Source organism: Paramagnetospirillum magnetotacticum MS-1 (genome assembly GCF_000829825.1).
GTDB classification, from domain to species: Bacteria; Pseudomonadota; Alphaproteobacteria; order Rhodospirillales; family Magnetospirillaceae; genus Phaeospirillum; species Phaeospirillum magnetotacticum.
Genome location: NZ_JXSL01000023.1, coordinates 162,099 through 185,663, shown reverse-complemented (window position 1 = coordinate 185,663; position 23,565 = coordinate 162,099). Strand labels below are relative to the sequence as shown.

The following is a 23,565-nucleotide window of genomic DNA, read 5'->3' as shown; positions in this document are numbered from 1 at the left end:
GGTGAGTCTTGGCACGGCGAACTTGTCAATCGCCGCAAGGACGGCAGCGAATATGTCGAATTCGCCCATATCGCCCCGGTCCGTCAGGCGGATGGCGAAATCACCCATTACCTTGCAATCAAGGAAGACGTCACCGACAAAAAGCGGATGATGCGGGAGTTAGAGCTTCACAAGGATCACCTTGAGCTGATGGTCGCAGAGCGGACCAACGCTCTCTCCATTGCCAATCAGGAACAGAAGGCGATCTTTGACGCATCCGGGGTCGGCATTGCTCTCATCCGGGAGCGGGTCGTTATTCGTTGCAATCGAAGTCTCGACAAAATGTTCGGCTACGGCCTCGGGGAGTTGGAGGGGCAACAGACCCGTGTTTGGTATCTGGATGATGACGACTGGGAGCGGCTTGGGCATGAGATCTACGAGCAGGTTGGGCAAGGCGAAACCTACGAATGCGATCAGCAGTTTCGCAAGAAGGACGGCTCGCCGTTCTGGACCCGACTTGCGGTGCAGGCCCTCAATGCCGCCGCGCCCAACGAAGGCATTGTCGCCATTTTCGAGGACATAACCGATGAGCGCAAATCCGCCGAAGCGTTGCGGTTGGCCTTTGCAGAACAGCAGGCAATCCTGGACTCGGCGACCTCCGGCATCGTCCTGATTAAAAATCGGATCCTGGAGCGCTGCAATCGAAAGCTCCACGAGATCTTCGGCTGGCCCGATGGCGAGATGGTCGGGAAGCCCAAGCGGATCTGGTACGCCGACGAGGACAGTTGGATCGGCGGCGGCGGCGAGGCCTACGAGGAAATTTGGCAGGGCCAGACCCATCGCCGCGAGCAGCAATTGCTGCGCAAGGACGGCAGCCTATTTTGGGCGCGCTTGACAGCCCATGCCGTTGATGCCCGAGACCCGACCCAGGGATCTGTCTGGGTCATCGACGACATTACTCAAGAACATGCCCTTATGGAGGAAATGCAGAGAGCGCGCATGCTGGCCGAGGATGCGGCTCGGGCCAAATCAGACTTCCTTGCAAACATGAGTCATGAAATACGCACGCCCATGAACGCGATCATTGGGCTCACCCATCTGCTGCAACGCGATATTGCTGACAAAACGCAAAGAACAAGGCTGGATAAGGTATCCACGGCGGCTCGCCATCTGCTCAATATCATCAACGATATTCTTGACCTCTCTAAAATCGAAGCCGGGAAGCTCCAACTCGAAAATACCGATTTCGAGATCGAGCATATGATCGAGACCGTATGCACTCTTGTCCATGATAAGGCAGAAGCCAAAGGGCTGGAACTCGTGGTAGCCATGCATGCCCTTCCGGCAAATCTTCATGGCGACGGCCTGCGGATTGGACAGATTCTACTCAATTTTGCCAGCAACGCCGTTAAGTTCACCGAATCGGGAAGCATTGCGCTACGAGGCTCTGTAGTAAGCCGCGATGACAATGGCCTCGTGGCCAGATTTGAGGTGTCCGATACCGGTATCGGCCTTACGACCGAGCAGAAATCGCGTTTGTTTCAGGCATTTGAGCAAGCTGATTCATCGACGTCCCGGAAGTATGGGGGTACTGGTCTCGGTCTTGCGATCTCCAAGCGTTTGACCGAGATGATGGGGGGGCGAATCGGCGTAGACAGCGAATTTGGCCAAGGAAGTTCCTTCTGGATCGAAGTTCCCTTATCATTTCCCCTGGGTGGTGGGAATGTTCCATCAAAGCGGGTCGAGGCCAGCGGCCTGCGTGCTCTTGTGGTTGATGATCTCAGTGATGCCCTAGAGGCCCATGTCGGCATGCTAGAAATGCTTGGTCTGCAGGTTTCGGCTGTTGCTGATGGCGTTTCCGCTCTCGCCGCAGTGGAAGAAGCCGACGCCTCCAAAAAGCCATTCGACATTCTTCTGATAGATTGGCAGATGCCTGGGATGGATGGGCTTGAATTAGGGCGGCGATTGTTCTTGCTGCCGATCTCGCGTCAGCCCGCGAGGATGCTGGTCACGGCCTATGGCGATAGCGTCTCCGCCGATGTCCTGGCCGAAACGGGGTATCACAATATGTTGCTGAAGCCATTGACGCCGTCCCGGCTGTTCGATGGCTTGCAGGACGCGCTTTCCGGCAAGCATACGATCATGGGGGGGCTCGCCGCGGGAGAAGCCGAATCCGTCCTTCTGCATCGCCGCGGCGGCCGTGTTCTGCTTGCAGAGGACAATCTGGTGAACCAGGAGGTCGCTGTCGAACTTCTTTGTGCCGTCGGCCTTGATGTCGATGTTGCGGAAGATGGCCAGGTCGCACTGGATAAGGCAGCCCAAGGCCAATATGACGTCATCTTGATGGATATGCAGATGCCGAACATGGATGGATTGGCCTCGACACGCGCGATTCGAAAGCTTCCGAACCACGTGAAAACGCCCATCTTGGCTATGACGGCAAATGCTTTTGATGAAGACCGCAATGCCTGTCTCGACGCGGGCATGAACGATCACATTGCGAAGCCGGTGGACCCTGAGGCTCTTTACCTCGCATTGCTGAAATGGCTTCCGGCGACGGCCGACCGCAAAGACGGATCTCGCCCGCCGTCTTCCCGCGACACCAAGGCTGATGACGCGGATTACGGCCTTGCCCGCGACCGGCTGTCTTCGATCGACGGCCTTGACGTCGCTGCAGGCCTCAAAGCGGCCAATGGGCGTTTGGACCTTTATCTCCGGCTCTTGGCGAAGTTCATTGAAAATCAGGATGGCAATCATCTGATTCAGGCCCTCTCCTCGGGGGATATTCATGCGGCGCATAGGATTGCCCATACCCTGAAGGGAATGTCGGCGACCCTGGGAATTGAAGGTCTTCGGAGGATCGCCGCTGAGATTGAAGCTGCTCTCAAGAATGCCTCGGGCGACGCGCCCGCTGACCTCGCTGACAAGGCGCGGCTGCTCGAAGATGAATTCCAGGCCATGCGCGACCGGCTGCGGCCCGTGGTGGCGGCCCCGCAAGCCACTGGAAGTCGCGAGCGGCCAGCTGGCGGCGACGTGGACAAGGCCGAGGCCAGTACTCTCTTGAGTCGACTTGACGAACTTCTGTCCAGGGACGACATGGCGGCGGGAAATCTCTATCGCGACAATGAGGCCATTTTTCGGGCGGCAATTGGCGGTCAAGCCGCCGCGATCGCTCAGAACATCGAAGACTTCGCTTTTGAGGAGGCATTGGCTCTGCTCAGAAGTGCCGTTCGGGGCGGACCCGAGCAATGAATGTTCAGCCTGGGTAGGCGTCCGATATAGGAGACGGGGACGTCGATTCCCGGCAAGGAGGGGGCATGACCTGCATTCTCGTCGTGGATGACGACCCAATCTGTCTAGAACTACTCTCCGAGACCTTGATCGGCGCCGGTTACAGCGTTGACCTTGCCATCGACGGCGAGGACGCTTGGGACAAATTGAACTCCTACAAGCATAACCTAGTGGTCAAAATCTGACGAAAGAGTCCTGTGGTGGATTCCCCCGGCTGGCCGGATGTGCGAGTCTGGGGGATGCGCGAAGGGATCATCGTCGAAGTGAGCGCCGCCGACCGTATCCGCCTTGAGACGGTGGTCGCGGACCGCAACAGCCCACAGAAGCACGTCTGGCGAGCGCGGATCGTGTTGCTGACCGCCGACGGCATTGGGACCGTCGAAATCATGCGTCTGACCGGCAAGGCTAAGACCGCCGTCTGGCGTTGGCAGGAGCGGTTCATGCAGGAAGGCGTGGACGGCCTCTTGCGGGACAAGACCCGGCCTTCGCGCGTCCCTCCGCTCGGAGACGAGGTGGCGGCGCGGGTGGTGACTCTAACTACCTCCACCGAACCGGCCCGTGAGGTCACGCATTGGACGGCCGCAGCCATGGCTGAATTGGCGGGCATTAGCGTCAGTTCGGTCCAGCGAATCTGGCGTGCCCATGGCCTTCAGCCGCACCGTTGGCGTCAGTTCAAACTGTCCAACGATCCGAACTTTGCCGCCAAGGTCCGCGACATCGTTGGCCTCTACGTCAATCCCCCGGCCCACGCCATCGTCCTGTCGGTGGATGAGAAGAGCCAGATCCAGGCACTCGATCGTACCCAACCGGGGCTGCCGTTGAAGCCTGGACGGTGCGGGACGATGATCTGATCCCGCTTGTCCGCATATGACCGGTCATGGCACAGACCCGGCATAGCGGACGCTCACGCTGGATGGCGGCTGCCGGGGGCACAGCGGTCTCCCGCCTCGACCCGACCAACTGGCTCAACATGACCCTCAAAGGTCTGTCGAAGACTGCGGGGCACCATGTGGCGTTAAGTTAGGAATGATCACCTCGTCTGCCCCCATGATGCCACGGGCCTTGCCGCTCATCTTGGCTTGATACACCGTCCTTGTAGACCACCGTCTGGTGATCCTTGGGGTTCATGATGATCAGGTCCACCGGGATCAACCAGGTGTGGTCCATGGATTTCATGGCTGACCGGCTGGAGGACGGGAGGGCCTTCAGGCTGCTCAACGTGCTCGACGACTTCAACCGCGAAGGGCTCGGCATCGAGGTGGATTTCTCGCTACCCGCCGAACGGGTCGTACGCATGCTGAACCGGATCATCGAATGGCGTGGCAGACCCAATATGGCCATCGGCGGCATCACACCCGCCCAGAAACTGAAATTGGCCGCGTGAGTTCTATGTTCCAACCCCGTTAAAAACGGGGGGATTACCGCCGCGGTTGAGGAAATCGTCATGGTCATGGGCGGGGCGCGAAAACTGGGGGATGGAATGAAGCAATCTCTAGGCAGGGCTTGGAGGGATGTTCTTCAGATCCAAGAGGCCGAGGGTAATTTCACTCTGGTTGAATTGACGCACGGAAAAAGGGGCAATTCTACCAAACCCCTAACCAAGAGCAGGTTCATGGATGATGAGCTACGGGTTGCTGCCAGTCAGGAAGATGTTATGCGGTCACTGAAGGAGAATGGTTGATGCAATCTGCCAAAAAATGCAGCCTATGGGTGGGAATCAGGGCTGCTTAACGCTGATCAGATCGCGTGTTCGGCTGACGACAATATGAACTTTCCGTGATACTCCCCAATTTTGAGCGTCGCTAGAATCTTGATGGAGTATATATTTTCATGTACATATTCGAAGCGAGATGGTGGGTAAATATAAGTTATTTGGTAGGATATTAGTGATTTTTTGTCTGTATTTTTAATGATCTGGTCGGTGCAGCTTTAATTATATTACTGCGTTATGTGGGGGGCTTGAATCGAACGGGATTTGTTGCGGTCAGAGGCTGAATTGCATGGATGTAAAAGTTGACAACAAGCCGCATGTGATTGGAATTGGTGCCTCTGCCGGAGGATTAGAGGCTCTTAGCCAGTTTGTAGCAGGTCTTCCACTGGACCTTGGCTGCATTTACGTCGTCGCCCAACACATGTCGCCTACGCATCGCAGCATGATGGCGGACATTCTATCTCGTGAGACCAGACTGCCGGTTCGAGAACTCGCCGATGGTGAGCGCCCCCAACCCGACGTCATATACATAATCCCACCTGGTACAAATTTGGTTTTCAAGGACGAGTGTTTCGTCCTTAGCCAAGCATCTCCGGAAATCTCCCCCAAGCCTTCAATCAATATACTTTTCCAGTCCATGGCCGACGAATTTGAGGAGCGCGCCATTGGAATTATCCTCTCTGGCACCGGATCAGACGGCACGAGGGGATTGAGAGCAATCAAGTCGGCGGGGGGCATCACTTTTGTCCAAATTCCCGAGTCCGCCAAATATGATGGCATGCCGCGTTCGGCTATAGATGCCTGCGTTGCTGACCGAATTGTATCTCCAGACCAGATTGGGCGCGAATTAGAGCGTTTGGTGCGCTTCCCGGGCATGTTGCCAAATCTTGAGAGTGGTGAACAGCGGCCAGCTGAATTATCAGACCTGTTTGAGCGGGTTCGGTTGCGCACTAAGATTGACTTTTCCAGCTATAAATTGTCCACGGTCCAGCGACGTTTACAGCGAAGGATGGCTGCGACCAATACCGGAACCCTCGCCGAATATCTGAGTAAGACGGATAGCGATCCCGACGAGCTCGATGCTCTGGCCAAAGAAACGTTGATTTCTGTAACAGAGTTCTTTCGGGACAAGGATGCCTTTCGCGCTTTGGAGAGGCACACCCGTGAGATCGTGGGCCGTAAACTTCCTGGTGAAGAAATCCGAGTTTGGGTCGTCGGGTGCGCTACTGGTGAGGAAGCCTATTCGCTGGCTATTATGTTTTCGGAATTAATTTCCGAGAGAGGAATTGGAAGTCGACTCCAGGTTTTTGCAACAGACATCGACAACAACGCAATGAGCGTTGCGCGGCGGGGTATATATAACCAGACCGCCATGGCTGAAATGCCCCAAGAGTATGTTTCAAAATATTTTATTCCTTGTGGTAACGGATTTGAACCGACCAAGGAACTGCGAGACTGCGTCACCTTTGCACGACAGGACGTCAACGTTGATCCGCCGTTCCTGAGGCTGGATTTAGTCACCTGCCGCAACGTGATGATCTATTTCAACTCTGATCTCCAGGCCAAGGTTTTATCGATTCTGCGCTATTCGCTTCGCGAAGACGGCCTGCTGTTTCTTGGGCGCTCTGAAACAGTTACTCAGCAGGAGGCCATGTTTGCGTCAGTGGATCGGCGGGCCAGAATCTTTCGTCCACGGGGGCAGAGCCGCCCCATCACTATGGGAAAGCTGGTAAGGGGGCAGCTTAAAGTTCCAAAGCACGAGCCGAGAAATCCGGACAGATCGAATGAACGGATTTTCCTGAACGCTCTTGCAGACCAATTCGGCCCGGCGATGCTGATTGATTCAGGATGCCGGATATTGCATAGCCACGGACCTGTTTCTCGTTTTATCCATTTTCCGACGGGAACGCCGGAAATGAATCTCGCCCAACTAATAGTGCCTGAGTTCTCCAATGAAATCCTGACCACGATGCATCGCGCCCGTCGTCGTCAGGCCAGTTCCTATAGTCGGAAGCGACGGATTGCATCATTAGACAAACAGGTTTGGCGGTTAGCGGTTCATCCAGTGGGACAGCAGGCTGAAGCGGACACTTTCTTGGTTGTTTTTGAACGCTCCGCCCAAACCGACGCCGCTAACGCCGTCAGGGAAGCCGAGTCACAGGATGGTTCTGAGGTTTTTCCCGACGATGAGTTGGCCTCGACTCGAGAGCACCTCCAAACCTTGATGGAGGAAATGGCTGCCTCCAATGAGGAAATGCAGGCTCTTAATGAAGAGGTGCAGGCAGCTAATGAGGAGCTGCAAGCTTCTAATGAAGAGTTGGAGGCTTCAAACGAGGAACTTCAGGCCACTAACGAAGAGTTGGTGAGCGTAAATGAGGAGAGTTTAATAAAGTCTGCCGAGCTGTCGGCTATAAATAGTGATTTCGAGGGCGTTTATAACACAATTGATTTTCCAATTATGGTTTTTGACCCGGAACTTTTCCTAAAGAGGGCCAATGGTGCGGCAGTTAAGACCTACGACTTGCCGCTCTCGGCCAGCGGAATGCATATAGGACGCCTCAAGTTACCAGCCTTTCTCGACAACATCGATAAGAGCCTCACCGCTGCCCTAACCGAGCAACGTAAAGAAAGTTTCCAGATCACGTTTGGAAAGCGGACATTTCAGGTGTTTGTCACGCCGTCCATGAGTCTGACAGGTACGCCGCTGAGTGTCGTTCTGGTTGTTGTCGACCATACTGATCTTGTTGAGGCCCAGGAGCAAATACGCGAAAGCCAAGAGCGTCTTCTTTCCATCATGAACCACTCAACGTCTGCCGTTTCTCTAAAAGATGCGGCTGGTCGCTATGAGTTTATAAATATGAGGTTTGAGGAGCTATTTGGTATCACTGCGGAACAAGTGATTGGCAAAACCGACCAGCAGCTCTTCAGTCGTGACATAGCCCAACTACTGAGAAGTCGAGACCTCGAAGTGATGGGGCAGCTTTCCGCCATTCAGCATCTTGAGGAGATGGTGTTCCCCACGTCAAAGGTCTGGTTAGACTCTGTCCGTTTTCCCATCTTTGACTCCAACGGCGTGGTCCGTGCGGTTTGCTCTCAGTCGACCGACGTCACAATGAAACATCACGCGGAAGAGCAATTGCGGCTGGCCGCCAAGGTTTTTGATCGTGCGGGAGAGGCAATCACCATCACGGACAGCTCAGGCAATATCATAACCGTCAATGACTCGTTTTGCCGCATCACAGGATATAGCCATCAAGAGGTTATTGGTAAGAACCCACGATTTCTGCAATCGGGGAAACACGGAAAAGACTTCTATGATGCCATGTGGCGTTCCCTGATTGAGCAGGGATGTTGGCAAGGGGAAATCTTTAATCGCCGCAAGAATGGCGAAATTTATCCGGAATGGCTGACCGTCAATTCGGTTCGTGATGAAAACGGTTCAGTCGTCAATTACGTGGCTATTTTCAGCGATATTTCCGCTATCAAGAGCTCGCAGCGACGCATCGAATTTCTAGCCACTCACGATGAATTGACAGGGATACCCAATCGAAGTTTGTTGATGGATCGCCTCAAGCATGCCGTGGCACAAGCCAAGCGACAAAAGACTAAGCTGGCGGTCCTGTTCATTGATCTCGATAACTTCAAAGTGATCAATGACAGCCTAGGTCATGATGTGGGTGATCAACTTCTGAAGCAGGCGACTGAGCGCCTTAAGCATTGCGTAAGAGATTCTGATACGCTTGCAAGGTTGGGTGGAGATGAGTTTGTTGCTGTATTGACAGATGTAAGCCTCGAAAAGGTCAACTCAGTGGCAAGCCGTATTGTCGATTTTCTGGGAGCTTCCTTCAGCATTAACGATAAAAGCCTATTTGTCTCTGCCAGCATGGGAATCAGCGTCTTTCCCGATGACGGCGAAGATAGTCTTACCCTGCTGAAGCATGCCGACACTGCCATGTATCGCGCCAAGGAGCGGGGTCGGAACCAATATCAGTTTTTTGCCGATGAAATGAAGGTGATCGCTCTGCAACGCCTGACCCTGGAAACGGGTCTGCGGTTGGCGCTTGAGACCAATAGCTTTCGCATGTGCTACCAGCCGCAGGTGGATATTCTCACGGGAGAGGTGGTCGGTGCGGAGGCGCTTCTGCGGTGGCGCGATCCCAACTTGGGTGAAGTTTCACCGGCCCATTTTATTCCAATCGCCGAAAGCTGCGGCCTGATTGGAGCAATCGGTGAAACCGTCTTTACCATGGTGCTGGAGCAGATTGCCTTTTGGCGAGACAAGGGACTTACCGTTCCCCGTATTGCCATCAATGTGTCCGCCCACCAGCTTCGGGATGCAGGCTTCGCTGCAAAGGTCGGCTCTTGGCTTGATAATTCGGGAATTTCCTCCGAGCTCATTGGCATTGAGCTTACTGAAAGCGCCCTGATGGAACGAATAGACATGGTGAAGGAGATGCTGACCAGCTTCGACGGGATGGGGATGAAGGTGAGCATCGACGACTTTGGCACCGGCTATTCATCCCTGTCCTATTTGAAAAAGCTGCCTATCCATGAGCTTAAGATCGACCGCAGTTTTGTTGACGGCATCGCCCTAGAGAGGGACGACCGCTCCATCGCGAAAGCGATCATCGATATGTCCAGAGCATTAGGGATGCGAGTGGTGGCCGAAGGCGTCGAATCCGAGGACCAATTAGGGGTCTTGAAGGAGGAGGGGTGTGACATGGTTCAGGGGTACTTGTTCCATCGCCCCTTGTCACCGGAGGCGTTTGCCAAGGTGATTGAGTCTGGGGGAAAATCTTCCCGCAAGCCACCCAAGAGGTAATGCATGACAACGCTGTCTATGTTGGAAGCCCTCGTGCAACGCTGCGAATCGGAGCAACTGCATTTGTCGGGCGCGATCCAGTCTTTTGGCGCGTTGATTCGCATCGATTCAAAGTCGGGAACGGTAACCCACGTATCATCAAATCTTGCAGATTTTATCGGAACTGATCCTACAAAAGCTTTAGGTCAAAAATTAGAAGCCTTGAACTTCCTGCCCGGTGTATCCCTCGAGGCCCTGCCGGACCAGCCGGGGAAGCGCCTTCGCATGGATAGTGCCGCCGAGTTCATGGGTGGCCGAGTGGACGTATTGGCGGTTCGTGGCGTCGATTTCATTCTTATTGAAATCGAGAGAAGCGCCATGCCGAGTGCTCCCATCCCCGTTCAACAACTCCAGTCCCCGCTGCTGTCTGTTCCCTATGACGATGACGAAGTCATGGAGCACCACAATATGTTGGTGCAAGCCTTCCAGATGGTGACTGGCTACGACCGTGTGATGATCTACCGATTTCAAGAGGATTGGTCGGGTGAAGTCATTTCCGAAGCAACCACGAAGGCACTGGGCAGCTATTTAGGATTGCGGTTTCCTGCCAGCGATATTCCTGCAATTGCCAGGAATCTTTATGTCCTCAATCCTTGCCGAATGATCCCAGACGCCACAGCTCAGCCTGTTCCGCTGCTCGGATTGGGAGATGTTCCCGCTGATTTAGCTTGGTCTGATCTGCGCAGTGTTTCGCCGGTTCATCTGGAGTATCTCAATCATATGGGGGTTGGAGCTTCATTCTCGGTGCCTATCCGAGTTACCGGCAAGCTGTGGGGGCTTGTCGCCTGTCATAGTCTCAAACCTCACCTCCTGTCCCATGATCAACGTTCGGCATGTGTATCTCTGACTAATGCCTACAGCCTTGGTCTCACCTCCTATTTTGCGGGACGGCGCATTCAATCTCTGGATAGCCTAGACCGGCGCATCGAAAAAATTCTAGAGGCTCTCGCTCAACACGAAGACCCATTTGACGGCATCGACAAGATGAAAGATCAGTTGATGAAGGCTATGGGCGCGCAGGGCTTTGCTATGGCCATCGGAAATGATGTGGTGATCACCGGTGAGGCCCCTGATCTAGATGGAATGGGGGTGATAGACGATTGGTTTCTGAACGAAAGCCGTGACACAGTCGTGATTTCAGATCACCTGGATGATCTTTTCCATGGTCAAGTTGGCCTGCTTGCTGTGGTGAGTGGCATGGTCGCCATAAAGGCGCGTTCTTTGCGGTCTGGATGGGTTCGGTTTTATTGGTTTAGGCCTGCTATGGCCCAGGAAGTCGCTTGGGCTGGAAACCCAAACAAGCCGGTGGTTGAAAAGGCTGGGGTAGTAATGCTCTCTCCCCGCCGATCATTCGAAAAATGGATCGAGGTCAAATCGGGCTATAGCCGTCCATGGAGTAACGACGAGAGGATGACTGCGGCTAGATTCAGAAACACATTGCTCCAATGGTTATAGGCCCCAGACGGATGTCCAATCGTAATCTGACGCGGTGCTAATATGGTCGAAAAACACCAGCTCGAAATTGAGAGGCAGATGCAGGACGATGAGGACCTTGCGCTTCGTCGGCTTGTTATAGATGACCCTGATGCGGGGCAGCACCTTCTTGAAGAAACCCTCCATAATTTAAGAGTACATGAGGAAGAGCTTAGAGCTCAGAATGATGAGCTTCAGCAGGCTCGCGAGGATATTGAGAAACAAAATAACAAAAATCGTGATCTTTTTGACTGTGCGCCAGTAGGATACTTTGTGCTGAATGATCGTCTTTCAATAATTGATGTCAACATTGCGGGTTTGAAGCTTATTGGTGCTGATCGGGCTCATGTGATGGGTATGCCATTCCGAATGTTTGTGGATGGCAATGTCCGTCAGGGCGTGGATGGCCACTTTTCTCTGGTGAGGGCACAAGGGAATGCCACGACAGAAACTCGGCTAACGCCTCATCAAAAAGCACCAGTCCCCATCATCCTAAAAAGCGTTCGCCTTGGGACTGAGTGGGGTGAGGGGTGGCGCTGTCTCACTACGGTAATGGACATTACCGACCGAAAAATTGCTGAGGAGACTGCGTCCCGACATTCTGCAGAATTAGCGATAACACGTGACAAGCTTGCCCTGATTATTGACTGCATGCCGCAGCATATCGCGGTCCTTGATGGCCAGGGGCGCATCGCCATGGTCAACAAGGCGTGGCGCGAGTTCTCTGTGGCCAATAATGGGCCAGCCAACTTCTGCATTGGTGATTTTTATGGATCTGTTTGTGGGCTGGAAGCGAGTGAATGCCCCCCTGAACTGACGCCTAATGCAATTCTGGACGTTATCAATGGGCGTTTGTCAGGAATTTCCTTGGAATATCCATGCCATTCGCCGACGGAGCAGCGTTGGTTTAGCCTGAACATTTCCCCGCTTACCGGATCGGAACCGGGGGCCGTCGTCTCCCATACGAACATCACCGCCAGGAAATTGATGGAGATCGATGCCAGGAACAGCAGAGATCGCTTTGCTGATTTTGCCAAGGCGTCTTCAGACTGGTACTGGGAGATGGATGCGGAACTCCGCTTCACTTGGGTTTCCGGGCGTTTTGGTGCGGCGACTGACCTTGACCCGAAGTCAATTATTGGAAAGACCCGAGATTCGATGATCGCCGAGATAGATCAAGCCGAGTTGAACCGATATCACGACAATCTATACAATCGTCGTCCATTTAAAGATTTCGACTATTTGGTTGACACCCCTCGAGGGAGAAAATTTCTCCGCATATGTGGCGTGCCGGTGTTCGACCTAGAAGGTGGATTTGTCGGTTATCGTGGCACGGGGACGGACGTAACCGAGATCAAAAAAATCGAGATCCAGTTGCGAGAGAGCAAGCTTGCCGCGGAAGCTGCGAACAAGGCGAAGTCGGATTTCCTGTCCAACATGAGCCACGAATTGCGGACTCCCTTGAACGCCGTCCTTGGTTTCGCTGAGGTGCTGCTCGCGGGTTATGGCCCCCCCCTGACCGACAAGCAGCGTGGATACGTTGATCACATCCTGGCTGGCGGCTCACATCTGCTCGACCTCATCAACGAAGTGCTCGATCTGGCTAAGGTCGAGGCCGGAGCCATGACACAGGAGATGACGGCGATTAATCTCGGCTCAGTAATCGAGGAATGCGTTTCGCTGTCGTCGCCTATCTTTACCAAATACGAGGTTACGCCGGTCAATGAGGCCGTAGCGTGTAACGCTACGATCCTGGCTGATCCCCAGCGCACGAAGCAATTAATCCTCAACCTGCTCTCCAATGCAGCTAAGTACAACCGACGTGGTGGCGCGGTGACCCTCTCGTGCGAGACCACCGAGGATAGCTTTCACAGGTTGACCATCGCCGATACCGGCAAGGGTATTCCCGAGCACATGCAGGATCAAATGTTTAAGCCATTCAATCGGCTTGGTGCCGATGCAACTGCGACTGAGGGCACTGGTATCGGCTTAGCTTTAACCAAAAGCATCATTGAGGCCATGGGCGGGCGCATTGGCTTTTCCAGCGTGGTTGATGAAGGCTCACGCTTCTGGTTGGACTTCCCGTTGTGTGACGAGAAGGTAGAGTCCCCCGCAGCCGCAACCGATGGCGGGCGCAATCTCCATTACTGCTTCGAGGATCGTCTCGTTCTCTACATCGAGGATAATGTTTTCAATATGCGTTTGATGGAGGCCCTGTTCGAGCAACTCGCCCCCATGCGGTTAATTACCGCGAACAATGCAGAAGAGGGGCTGATCCTGGCCCGCAGCCGCCAGCCCGATGTGATTCTACTCGACATCAATCTCCCTGGCATAAACGGCTTTGAGGCCGTCGCCCGGCTAAAGGAAGATGCCTCGATACGCCATATTCCCGTGATCGGCCTTAGCGCGGATGCCAGCAGTGCCACAATTGAGCGGGCGCGGAACAGCGGTTTCGCAGATTACCTAACAAAGCCAGTCAGTTTGCCGGAGCTTGTTCGCACCCTGTCTCGCGAGATGGAATACAAGCATGCCAATCACCACTGATGTGCTTCGCACTTCCCATATCCTCATTGTCGATGACGAACCCGCCAACGTTGCAGTTCTTGAAGCCCTGCTGCTTGGGGAAGGCTGCACCAAATTAATTTCCACATGCGATCCACGCGATGTGGTGGGCCTTCACCAGACTCACGACTTTGACATCATCCTGCTTGATATCCGCATGCCCCATATGAGTGGCGTCCAAGTAATGGAGGAGCTCGCTGCCACGCTGGAGAACGGCGACTGGCTGCCAGTGCTGGTTCTTACCGCTCAAACTGATGACGAGACGAGGTTTAATGCGCTGGCAGCTGGAGCGCGAGACTTCGTTAGCAAGCCTTTTAGGCGGTGGGAGGTGCTCCTGCGCATTCGGAACATGCTGGAGACTCGCCGGTTATACAAGCGACAGAGGCTACGTGCCGACGAGTTGGAAGAGATTGTCCAAGAGCGCACAAGAGAGGTGCGCGAGACCCAGCTACAGATCATCGAACGCCTCGGTCTGGCTGGGGAGTACCGCGACGAAGAAACGGGTATGCATGTGATGCGCATGAGTCACTCGTGCAAAATGCTGGCATTGGCTGCTGGAATGGGGGCTGCGCGGGCGGAGTTGATCCTTTACGCAACGCCGATGCACGATGTCGGTAAGATTGGTATCCCCGACAATATTCTACTCAAGCCCGGTCGGCATGACCCCGAAGAACGCAAGATTATGGAGACGCATGTTTCGATAGGGGCCAAAATTATTGGCGAGCACAAATCTGAACTACTCATGATGGCCCGCAATGTGGCGTTATGCCATCATGAGAAATGGGATGGCAGCGGCTATCCCCAGGGTCTCAAGGGTGAGGATATCCCCATAGAGGCCCGTATTGCCGCCATCTGCGACGTGTTCGACGCCCTGACTTCGTCAAGACCCTACAAGGAAGCCTGGCCGCTGGAAAAGGCGGTTGCCCTAGTAAAGGATCAGTCCGGCAAGCACTTTGATCCAAGGCTCGTAGAGGTGTTTCTCGGCATATTGCCCGAAATCGTTGCATTAAGGGAGCAGTTTCATGAAGGTTAAGCCCAGGCGCGCTGTTATCGTCGAGGATAATGCCCAGATGAGAGAACTGATCCATATGGTTTTAGGGGCTCTCGGCATTACGGAGATCGTCTCGGCTGCCAATGGTGCCGAGGCCATTTCCGCCCTCCAGGCTGGCGGGGCGGACATCGTCTTCATGGACTGGCAGATGGATGTAATGGACGGACTGGAATGCACCCGTCGTATCCGGGCAGGTGTAGACGGGATCGATCCGAAAACGGTTATCGTTCTGGTAACGGGGATGGTCGGCGAGAAGAATGCCGAGACGGCTTATGCTGCAGGGGTCGATCTATTTCTCGAGAAGCCAGTCTCCGTAAAAATTCTGCACACTGGTGTGGAGAAGGTGCTTGGCCGTGCCTGATGCGGATGGCTCTTTCTGGCACTGACCTGCCGGATCTGGCCTTCGTCCTGAACGGCTGCTTCCGAGGGCAGTGCGGTCAAATACCACAGTGGGGTCAATCGCCCCAGGATACAGAAACCACCCGCTGACAAGGCAACTCTCAGACGATTCAGCCCCCACAATCAAATTGGTTAACGGCTATGGCGATAATGTCGGGCCGCCGCATTCAACATCGGGCTGTCCAACAGAATTAGTTGTGGGTCGGTAATCCCCCCTGGAAATAGAGGGATCGGAACGTAGAATTTTCTCGGTTCACGGAACGAGGAGACCCGTCCTTTGCGACCGGAACGAAGAACACCTCGCCCAATGCGGGACGGGTAACAGTCTGGAGACGAGTGGCATCAGCCTCGATTGATTTCTTGAAATCCGGCCGCCCCTCAAGCCAGCGGCGAGATGGGGGGATCGCCCTCGACCCTGCCTTTGACCTCATCTCTCCCCCTGCCCCCATTTCTCCTGGTGAGAGGATTTGAGATAAAGCCGGAGGGTACCGCATAGGCCTCACGGGCCAGGCGGCAATTCCTCGACGGTCAGAAGGATGAGGGGGCGTCCGCTGGTACGGCAGACGATCCTACGGCCGCCAAGATAAAATTTCTTGTCGGGAACGGCGCGTTCCACCGAGAAACCTTCAAAGCTCTGCTGGCGGGGCAGGATGTTTTCCAACAGGTCCCGCAAGGCCGGAGAATCCCATTTCCCCCCTTCCAGGGCATAGACCGACCGTCCCTGCGTCTCGGTCTGAGAGACCTTGAAATCGCGGCAGAACGCGTCGCTGGCAAAGAGTACCGCGAAGTTTTCGTCCAGAACCAGAAGGGGGCGGCCCACCGCGGCGATGACGCATTCGGCGATGTCGTTGCCTTCGCGCTCGGCCATTTCGGCCGCCACGCGGGCGCTGATATTGGAGAAAGTGATCACCACGCCGTCAATGACGTTGTCCAGGGTGCGATAGGGCTGGATGCGGGTCAAATACCACTCGCCGCCCATGGTGCGCACTTCGCGCTCATAGGGGATGAGCGTCTCGATCACCGTGCAGGCCTTGGCCAGCAGGTCTTCCTCGTCCAGATCGGACTTGATGTCGCTCAACGGGCGGCCCACATCGGTGCCCACCAAACGGTAAACCTTGGCCGCCTCGCGGGTGAAGCGGCGGATGGTCAGGCGATCGTCGAGAAAGATGGTGCCCACATTGATGTTGTCGAGCAGGTTCTTCATGTCATTTTGCATGGAGCCCAATTGCTCGATCTTGGCCTGAAGCTCGGCATTGACGGTGATCAGTTCCTCATTGACCGACTGCAACTCCTCCTTGGAGGTCTCCAATTCCTCATTGGTGGACTGGAGCTCCTCGTTGGTGGATTGGAGCTCCTCGTTGGTGGATTTCATTTCCTCGTTGGAGGATTGCTGTTCCTCGATGGTGGCTTGGAGGTTCGCCCGCGTATAGGCGAGGTCGCGTTCCAGTTCCTCGATGCGCCCAAGATCGACCGGCCCGCCACTCCGCCGACGGGCCGTCTTGCCGGACGGGGAAACGGGCGCATCATGAAAGCTGATCAGAACCATTCCGGCACCCGCATCCGGGTCGGGCAAGGGCCTTACACCGAGGCGAATCTTTCGCACTTCCCCAGCGGCGGTAAACGACACTTCGCGCTCCAGGGTCGGCACGCCCTGGGTGACGGCAAGGTTGAGAGCGGCCCGCAATTCCAACTGCAGACCATCATGGGCCATATCGACGGCGTTAAGGGTGGCTTGGCCCGGTGGTGGCCGCAGATAGTGGGCGGTGTCGCCATGGACATAGAGGATATCGCCCTTGAAGTCAGTCATCACCGAGACCGGCGCAAAGGCCAGAACCAGGGCGCGGCGGGTCAGTTCGGCGATATTGCATTCCTTCGCCTTGCCGACCACTTCCGCCGGTAAACGGCTGGAGCCCGCGGTGATCCAGGTTGGAGTGCCGGTCGTCACCATGCGGTTCGACGCCGCAGGGACCGCCGTCCGGTAGAACTTCCATTTCCGGCTGAGAGCGGAGAACAGTTCGGCATGGCCGCCGATACTTTCCGAGGGCGACAAGAACAGCACGCCACCGGGCTTTAGGGCATAGTGGAAGGCGGGAATCAGGCGGTTCTGCAACTCCGCCTCCAGATAGATCATCAGATTGCGGCACGAGACCAAATCCATCTTGGTGAAAGGCGGGTCCTTGATGACGTTCTGGATGGCGAAGACCACCATCTCGCGGATGTCCTTCTTCACCCGATAGCCACCCTCTTCCTTGACGAAAAAGCGGCGCAGCCGCTCGGGCGACACATCCTGGGAAATATTGGCGGGATAGAGCCCGGCCCGCGCAATGGCGATGGCGTCGTCATCGAGATCGGTGGCATAGAGCTGGACCTTGAATTCGCGGCCCATCTCCTCCATGACCTCGCGCAGGATCATGGCGATGGAATAGGCCTCCTCGCCGGTGGCGCATCCGGCCACCCACAGGCGGACCACATAGTCCTCGGCCTTGCCTGCCAGGATCTGGGGCAGGATATCCTTCTTCAAGGTCTGAAAAGCCTCGGGGTCTCGGAAAAAGCTGGTGACGTTGATCAGCAATTCCTTGAACAGGGTCTGAATCTCGTCCGGCTGAGCCTTGAGATAGCGGGCATAAACGTCGATATCCTCGATATTGTGCTGGGCCATCCGCCGCTCGATCCGCCGGCCGATGGTGCTTTTCTTGTAGCCGGAAAAGTCATGGCCGGTCGCCGAACGCAACAACAGCATGATCTGGTTCATGCCGCTGATGGTGGCCGGGGTGGGGGGGGTGTTCTTGCGCACCCCCTGATGGCGGTGGGCCGCCAGCAGGACCTCGGCCATCCGGTGGGGGGGCAGGACATGGGTGGCGTATCCGGCCTGAATGGCGCTGGTCGGCATGCCGTCGAACTTGGCGGTGGCGGGGTCTTGCACCAGGGTAAGGCCGCCATTGCCGAGAATGGTCCGCAAGCCCAAAGTGCCATCCGAGCCGGTTCCCGACAAGATGATGCCGACGGCGTTCTCTGCCTGATCCTCGGCCAGCGAGCGCAGGAAGGAATCGATGGGCATGCGTTGGCCGCGCGGCTGTTCGGGCAGGCTCAGCTGCAATGTGCCGCGAAGCAGGGCCATGTCGCGATTGGGCGGGATGACGTAGACATGGTTGGACCTCACCACGACCTGATCGGCGGCTTCGACCACCGGCATGGTGGTGGCCCGCTGCAGGATCTCGGTCAGGATGCTGGTGTGGCTGGGATCAAGATGCGGCACCAGCACGAAGGCCATGTCGCTGTCCATGGGCAGATGGCGGAAGAATTCCTCGAACGCCTCCAACCCCCCTGCCGAAGCTCCCACGCCGACGATGGGCATGTCGGGCGCTTGCTTTACCGCCGCGGCCGTCGTTCGGGTTTTACTGGTCACTGGATGGTCTCCCGTCCCCGCATCATGGCCGCGTATGCGGAATCTCAAGGATCGGGCACCGTGAAGAGGAATGTGCTCCCTTCTCCCGGATGAGATTCGACCCAGATGCGGCCGCCGTGATGTTCGACGATCTTCTTGCACACGGCAAGGCCGATCCCGGTTCCGCTGTATCTATCGCGGGTATGGAGGCGACGGAAGATGGCGAAGATTTGGTCGAAATAGGCCGAATCGATTCCGATCCCGTTGTCGGCGACGGAAAACACCCATTCATGGCCTTGATGCCGGGCGGTGACGGTGACCCTCGGCGGCCGGGCGGGGTCCGCGTATTTGACGGCATTGCCGATCAGATTTTGCAGCAGGCGGATGAACTGGTGGCGGTCGTAGAAGATGGTCGGCAGACCGGCATGGGTTACCTGGGCGCGGCTTTCAATGATGGCCTGGGACAGGCTGAGCAGTGCCTCGGCCACGGCCTCGTCGCTGACGAAGCCTTCACGCCCCCCTCCCGTACGCTCGACCCGTGAGAATTCCAGTAGATCGGTGACCATGGACTGCATCCTGGCCCCGCCCTCGACCATGAAGCCGATGAATGCGTGCGCATCGTCGTCAAGCCGGTCGCGGTACTTCTTTTCCAGCAATTGTCCATAGCTCACCACCATGCGCAGGGGCTCCTGCAGATCGTGGGAGGCCACATAGGCGAACTGCTCCAGATCCCGGTTCGAGCCCAGCAATCTCTCATTGGCCAGCATCAGGGCGTCCCGGGTTGCGTTCAGTTCCGCTTCCGCCCGCTTGCGCTCGGTGATGTCGGAAAGCGCGACGCGCAGGACCAAAACGCCGTCCTGCATCTGCTGCTGGCAATCGAGATGGGCCGCGAACTCGATCCCGTCGCCATGCACAAGCATCAATTCGCATTCCTGGCGGCCAGGGTGATGGTTGGCATGAACCAGGTGCCGAAGCCAGCGGTCCCGATCAGCGGCGGCGACGAAGGAAGCAAAGCGCCGAGACACCACCTTGGCTCGATCAACTCCCAACATGCTGGCGCCTGTCAGATTGATCCCGTTGATGATGCCCGTGTCGGACAAGATCAGATAGCCGATCGGGGCAAACTCGAAGAGATCGACATAACGGTCGCGGGATTCCTCCAGCGCCTGTTGGGCCCGCCGCAACTCCTCGTTCTGCATCTCAAGTTCGACCTGATGGACCCGCAACTCGTGCAGCAGGTGTTCAGGTGACAGGGAAACCCCGTCTACGGCCAACGCCGTGGCATCAGCGGGCACAGTGAAGGGAATGTCTGGGCGGGCGGTAGGCTTTGTCATGAACAATGCACTTCGCTGTCAGAGAACGGCGCCCTTGGGACCTAATACTTTACGCCAGATTGACAAGCCTACACCGAATGTTGGCTGGGCTCATTAGGAAAGTTGCAGATTGGCTCCTGCCTCTGCCTGACAACCTCCTCTTTGCTCGGTGCGAGGGAACGCGCTCCGGCGGCGGCTTCGGGTATAGATCTGAGCCAGAGCCCAGGGGGCAAAGCCGCTGCCTCCGCCGCTTTCACGATAGGCCAGGCGGACCCTGGCGCGGATGCCGTCCAGATCGGCGCCACAGGCCAATTGCCCGGCGATCTGCCGGTTGATGACGACCACCGCGCCGACGACGGCATCGCTGATCCCCATCCCCAGGGCGGCCGAATTCATTGTGGCAAACTCGGTGTCCTGGATTGATGGCGCAATCCAGTCATCCCTGGCCTCAATATCCCGCAGGATCAGCCAAAGGCGGTGGTTGCCGTCAAGAGCATCGACAAAGGCGCCCACATCGCGGGCAGCCTCGATACATTCCGCCGCCTCTATCAATGCCGCCGCACAAATTTCCGCCAGTTTCAATCGGATCGGTATGCATCCAGGATTCATCACAACACCTCCTGTCGATCGGCGAGCGCAAAGGTACAACGTCATCAATTGTAGCGCTTTGACGAATGGCAGTGCAATTTTGGGAAATTATTATTTTGAGTACCGAAAATAAATTATAAAAAATATCGCTGATGATTCTTGCGATTAATATCCTGTGATCGCATTTGAAATTAATTTAATTGCCATTATATATCAATTGATGGCCGCTAATATTTTTTAGGAGGGCTGTAAAATGAATGCCCAATTACAAAAATGCTCTTTCGCGCTGAAGGACTGGATGGTTCCGCCGATCCTGGTTCCTCTGGCCCTGGTTCTTACCATTGCCATCTGGGTCGCGGTTCGCCCCCATTTGGGCTGAGTCTCAGCCAGGAGTGCCCGATATGACCCTCACCATGATGGAATTCCCCGTCTCTCGCGGGATCGAGGGGATGAACAAGCTGGCCTTGTTCCTCAACGCCTCGCATAGCCAAGGAAATTGGCACTTCAGACGCGGCACCCGCTTCGATCAGACCGCGGTGAGTATCGACTTCGACGATCCGGCCGATCTGGCTCCGGCCTGGAGAAGCTATTGCAACGCCCGGTCCGAGGGCTTGTGACCGGATTACCGCAGGGGATGCCCATGACAGAGAGCTCGACATTCCAACTGAGCCGGATTTACGCCAGCGGCTGGGGGGCGGGGCGGCAACACGGCAATCTTGATCCGGACGATATGGAAGCCGTGGCCGAGCGCCTCAATCCATACTGCTTGTCCGTCGAACGGGAGCGTTGGACACAGGGATTCAAGGATTCCATTTCGCGGGTTCGCGCCACCCCGGCCCGAACCCGTGATCGCATCATGAGAACAGGAGAATAGACATGGCCAAGGGACAAAAACGCAGCGGACGCGAGCCGAAAAAAGCCAAGGCACCGCCAAAGAAAGCCGCCCCGGAGGCATCAATCTTTTCCGAACCCCGGAACCAGCCGACGAAGAAACCGGCTCATCCTTCCCCATCGGCCGCCAAGTCCGAGTGAGGCCGCGGATCGTTCGGACGGGCTTGGCATGGTGCGGGGAATCGGCTCCGCGCTGAAGATTGAGAGGTAGCCGCCGCTGTAGGGGCGCGGTATCTCTGCCCCGGCCCACGGCCGGGTCTGGTTGACGGGTGCCATCGGGTGTTATGGTGGCCTAGGCATTCCAAGAGTTCCCGTCCCACCAGATAGATGTATCGATGATTGATTTCGAACAAGATTCGCGTTCGCCCGATGGGCCAGGCGGACCGCTGCACAGGGTCTCGGCGGTCGTCGTGTCCTATTGGACGGGTCCCTCCTTTCGTGAGTGTCTGGGGGCCTTGCTGGGGCAAGAGGGCTTGCTGGAAGTCATTGTGGTCGATAACGGCAACGATGCCGCGACTCGGATGTGGCTGGGTGACCTTGCCGCGGCCGACGCGCGCATCAGACTGCTTTCTCCCGGACGGAATATCGGTTTCGCGGCGGGATGTAATTTGGGGGTGTCTGCGGCACGGGGAGAGTATCTGGCCTTCGTCAATCCTGATCTGGTGACGCCGCCGGGAACCTTGACGACCGTACTCCGCTGCCTGGCCGCCAACCCCGGAGCGTGGCTGGCTGGCGGGCGTCTGCTCAATATGGACGGAAGTGAGCAGCGCGGCGGTCGCCGGGAGATTCTAACACCCTGGCGGGCTTTCATAGAACTGACGCGCATCAACCGTCTGTTTCCAAACCATCCCTATTTCCGCCGGTTACATCTCTACGAAGATGAGGGCGTTCATGAGGTCGTCGAGGTTCCAACCGTCTCTGGCGCCTTTATGATGATCAGCAAGACCCATTATGGCGCGGTCGGAGGAATGGACGACAATCTGTTCCTACATTTCGACGATGTCGATTTGTGCATCAGCATCATCAAGGCGGGTGGACGGGTGTTGTATTGCGGAAATGCCCCAGTCTATCACTATCTTAGCACCAGCGACGTTCCCCAGGCCTTTGTCGAGTGGCACAAGGCCCGCAGCGCCAGCTACTACTTCCACAAACACTTCCTGGCAACGTATCCGGCCTGGGTGGTGACTCTGATCTCCGCGCTGCTCTGGCTGCGCTTCGCCCTGATCAGCGTGGGGACGCTGCCGTCGGACCTGCGGACCATGTTCCGCCGCCGCCGGGGGCGTTTGGCAGGCAACGTGACGGCGAAATAGACAGGCGGCTTTTCAGCTCTCAAAAAGTCAGCGACGCGCCGCCATCGCGGAGGATGGCGTCCAGAGGGCCTCTGGCGCTGAGCTGGCCATCGCACAGCAGGAGCGCTTCCGAGCAGAAGCGCGACAGCAGGCCGCGCGAGCGTTCCGCCATGACGAGAATAGCACCCGAGTCGATCCGCTCTGCGATGGCCGTTTCCAGCTTGCCGTGGAAATGCGGGTCCATGTTGTCCAGAACCTCGTCGAACAGCAGGATGTCGGCGTTCAGGCAGAGTGCGGCAGCCGTACCCAGCCGAGACAGGACACCGGGTGGCGCCACATGGGCAGGGCACTTGGCCTGGGAGCGGATTTCGGCGAAATCGAGGATCTCATCGACCTTGGCACGGGCCAAGGCGGGGGGAACTCCCATCAGCAGTCCCTGGGCATAGGCCAAGTCCGCCAAGCTGGCCTCGGGTAAGGCGCCGAAGCCGATGCTGAAGACTGCGCCGGGACGGCCGTGGATGCTGGCTGTTCCCCGCAGGGGAGGTACCAGACCGGCCATGACGCGAAGCATAGTGGTCTTGCCGGAACTGTTGGGGCCGAGCAGGGCAATCCGGCTACCTGGCTCCAGGACCAGGGTGATCGCGCTGAGGGCGGCGATCTCCAGACCCTTCTCGGCACGGGTTCCCGGCAGCAGATGGCGCGTGAACGAACGCTGACCTGCATCGAAGATGCGAAAGGTGACATCGACAGCGGTGAGGTTTATGCGGGCCAT

The 23,565-nt window shown here is 56.4% G+C and carries 16 protein-coding genes and 2 pseudogenes; 14 read left to right on the top strand and 4 right to left on the bottom strand.

Annotated features, from left to right (window positions below; all coding sequences use genetic code 11):
• The 9 genes and pseudogenes from CCC_RS06820 to CCC_RS06780 form a co-directional block, all read left to right on the top strand.
• Positions 1–3,231: response regulator (locus CCC_RS06820; protein WP_052472965.1), on the top strand; the 3,231-nt coding region annotated here is incomplete at its 5' end.
• Between the two features lie 65 nt (positions 3,232–3,296).
• Complete coding sequence (locus CCC_RS21670; RefSeq protein ID WP_082036528.1) at positions 3,297–3,455, top strand: response regulator; 159 nt, start codon at positions 3,297–3,299, stop codon at positions 3,453–3,455.
• Positions 3,456–3,509: 54 nt separating this feature from the next.
• Positions 3,510–4,115: pseudogene (locus tag CCC_RS06815) on the top strand (IS630 family transposase); the annotation flags it as partial.
• A 302-nt stretch (positions 4,116–4,417) separates the two neighbouring features.
• Positions 4,418–4,600 (top strand): annotated as a pseudogene (locus CCC_RS06810) (DDE-type integrase/transposase/recombinase); the annotation flags it as partial.
• Between the two features lie 670 nt (positions 4,601–5,270).
• Complete coding sequence (locus tag CCC_RS06800) at positions 5,271–9,803, top strand: EAL domain-containing protein (protein WP_041040428.1); 4,533 nt, start codon at positions 5,271–5,273, stop codon at positions 9,801–9,803.
• Positions 9,804–9,806: 3 nt separating this feature from the next.
• Positions 9,807–11,297: a GAF domain-containing protein gene (locus CCC_RS06795; protein WP_041040426.1), complete on the top strand. Its 1,491-nt coding sequence runs from the start codon at positions 9,807–9,809 to the stop codon at positions 11,295–11,297.
• A gap of 78 nt (positions 11,298–11,375) precedes the next feature.
• On the top strand, positions 11,376–13,859 hold the full coding sequence (locus CCC_RS06790) for a hybrid sensor histidine kinase/response regulator (protein ID WP_160295523.1): 2,484 nt from the start codon (positions 11,376–11,378) through the stop codon (positions 13,857–13,859).
• Positions 13,843–14,910, top strand: a complete 1,068-nt coding sequence (locus CCC_RS06785; RefSeq protein ID WP_041040424.1) for an HD domain-containing phosphohydrolase — start codon at positions 13,843–13,845, stop codon at positions 14,908–14,910. Before CCC_RS06790 ends, CCC_RS06785 begins: the two co-directional genes overlap by 17 nt.
• Positions 14,900–15,289, top strand: a complete 390-nt coding sequence (locus tag CCC_RS06780) for a response regulator (protein WP_024080704.1) — start codon at positions 14,900–14,902, stop codon at positions 15,287–15,289. The genes CCC_RS06785 and CCC_RS06780 overlap by 11 nt, the downstream gene beginning before the upstream one ends.
• 537 nt (positions 15,290–15,826) lie before the next feature.
• On the opposite strand, the gene CCC_RS06775 is transcribed toward CCC_RS06780, so the two are convergent.
• The 3 genes from CCC_RS06775 to CCC_RS06765 all read right to left on the bottom strand — a co-directional run bounded on the left by CCC_RS06775 (position 15,827) and on the right by CCC_RS06765 (position 20,634).
• Positions 15,827–18,733, bottom strand: a complete 2,907-nt coding sequence (locus CCC_RS06775; protein WP_236686322.1) for a chemotaxis protein CheB — start codon at positions 18,731–18,733, stop codon at positions 15,827–15,829.
• Between the two features lie 44 nt (positions 18,734–18,777).
• Complete coding sequence (locus CCC_RS06770; protein WP_236686321.1) at positions 18,778–20,046, bottom strand: sensor histidine kinase; 1,269 nt, start codon at positions 20,044–20,046, stop codon at positions 18,778–18,780.
• Between the two features lie 93 nt (positions 20,047–20,139).
• On the bottom strand, positions 20,140–20,634 hold the full coding sequence (locus CCC_RS06765) for a hypothetical protein (RefSeq protein WP_152619720.1): 495 nt from the start codon (positions 20,632–20,634) through the stop codon (positions 20,140–20,142).
• A 232-nt stretch (positions 20,635–20,866) separates the two neighbouring features.
• Between CCC_RS06765 and CCC_RS22920 the strand changes: the two genes are divergently transcribed.
• From CCC_RS22920 to CCC_RS06755, 5 genes are all read left to right on the top strand, one after another.
• A complete protein-coding gene (locus tag CCC_RS22920; RefSeq protein ID WP_269078871.1) occupies positions 20,867–20,992 on the top strand; it encodes a hypothetical protein in 126 nt (41 codons plus the stop codon).
• A gap of 22 nt (positions 20,993–21,014) precedes the next feature.
• On the top strand, positions 21,015–21,230 hold the full coding sequence (locus tag CCC_RS06760; RefSeq protein WP_041040418.1) for a hypothetical protein: 216 nt from the start codon (positions 21,015–21,017) through the stop codon (positions 21,228–21,230).
• Positions 21,231–21,253: 23 nt separating this feature from the next.
• A complete protein-coding gene (locus CCC_RS21665; protein ID WP_082036526.1) occupies positions 21,254–21,487 on the top strand; it encodes a hypothetical protein in 234 nt (77 codons plus the stop codon).
• Positions 21,488–21,489: 2 nt separating this feature from the next.
• A complete protein-coding gene (locus CCC_RS22415; protein ID WP_160295522.1) occupies positions 21,490–21,645 on the top strand; it encodes a hypothetical protein in 156 nt (51 codons plus the stop codon).
• A 194-nt stretch (positions 21,646–21,839) separates the two neighbouring features.
• Entirely contained in the window at positions 21,840–22,814 is a 975-nt protein-coding gene (locus CCC_RS06755; RefSeq protein ID WP_052472963.1) for a glycosyltransferase family 2 protein, read from the top strand.
• A 19-nt stretch (positions 22,815–22,833) separates the two neighbouring features.
• Here CCC_RS06755 and CCC_RS21100 read toward each other — a convergent pair whose 3' ends face one another.
• On the bottom strand, positions 22,834–23,565 hold the full coding sequence (locus CCC_RS21100) for an ABC transporter ATP-binding protein (protein WP_009868097.1): 732 nt from the start codon (positions 23,563–23,565) through the stop codon (positions 22,834–22,836).

Excerpts from the sequence above, each read along its gene's own strand:
- CCC_RS06800 (WP_041040428.1), top strand. The coding sequence starts at position 5,271 with ATGGATGTAAAAGTTGACAACAAGCCGCATGTGATTGGAATTGGTGCC.
- CCC_RS21665 (WP_082036526.1), top strand. The coding sequence starts at position 21,254 with ATGACAGAGAGCTCGACATTCCAACTGAGCCGGATTTACGCCAGCGGC.
- CCC_RS06795 (WP_041040426.1), top strand. The coding sequence starts at position 9,807 with ATGACAACGCTGTCTATGTTGGAAGCCCTCGTGCAACGCTGCGAATCG.
- CCC_RS21670 (WP_082036528.1), top strand. The coding sequence starts at position 3,297 with ATGACCTGCATTCTCGTCGTGGATGACGACCCAATCTGTCTAGAACTA.
- CCC_RS06755 (WP_052472963.1), top strand. The coding sequence starts at position 21,840 with ATGATTGATTTCGAACAAGATTCGCGTTCGCCCGATGGGCCAGGCGGA.
- CCC_RS06780 (WP_024080704.1), top strand. The coding sequence starts at position 14,900 with ATGAAGGTTAAGCCCAGGCGCGCTGTTATCGTCGAGGATAATGCCCAG.
- CCC_RS06790 (WP_160295523.1), top strand. The coding sequence starts at position 11,376 with ATGCAGGACGATGAGGACCTTGCGCTTCGTCGGCTTGTTATAGATGAC.
- CCC_RS06760 (WP_041040418.1), top strand. The coding sequence starts at position 21,015 with ATGACCCTCACCATGATGGAATTCCCCGTCTCTCGCGGGATCGAGGGG.
- CCC_RS06770 (WP_236686321.1), bottom strand. The coding sequence starts at position 20,046 with ATGACAAAGCCTACCGCCCGCCCAGACATTCCCTTCACTGTGCCCGCT.
- CCC_RS22920 (WP_269078871.1), top strand. The coding sequence starts at position 20,867 with ATGAATGCCCAATTACAAAAATGCTCTTTCGCGCTGAAGGACTGGATG.
- CCC_RS06785 (WP_041040424.1), top strand. The coding sequence starts at position 13,843 with ATGCCAATCACCACTGATGTGCTTCGCACTTCCCATATCCTCATTGTC.
- CCC_RS21100 (WP_009868097.1), bottom strand. The coding sequence starts at position 23,565 with ATGGCCCGCATAAACCTCACCGCTGTCGATGTCACCTTTCGCATCTTC.
- CCC_RS22415 (WP_160295522.1), top strand. The coding sequence starts at position 21,490 with ATGGCCAAGGGACAAAAACGCAGCGGACGCGAGCCGAAAAAAGCCAAG.
- CCC_RS06765 (WP_152619720.1), bottom strand. The coding sequence starts at position 20,634 with ATGAATCCTGGATGCATACCGATCCGATTGAAACTGGCGGAAATTTGT.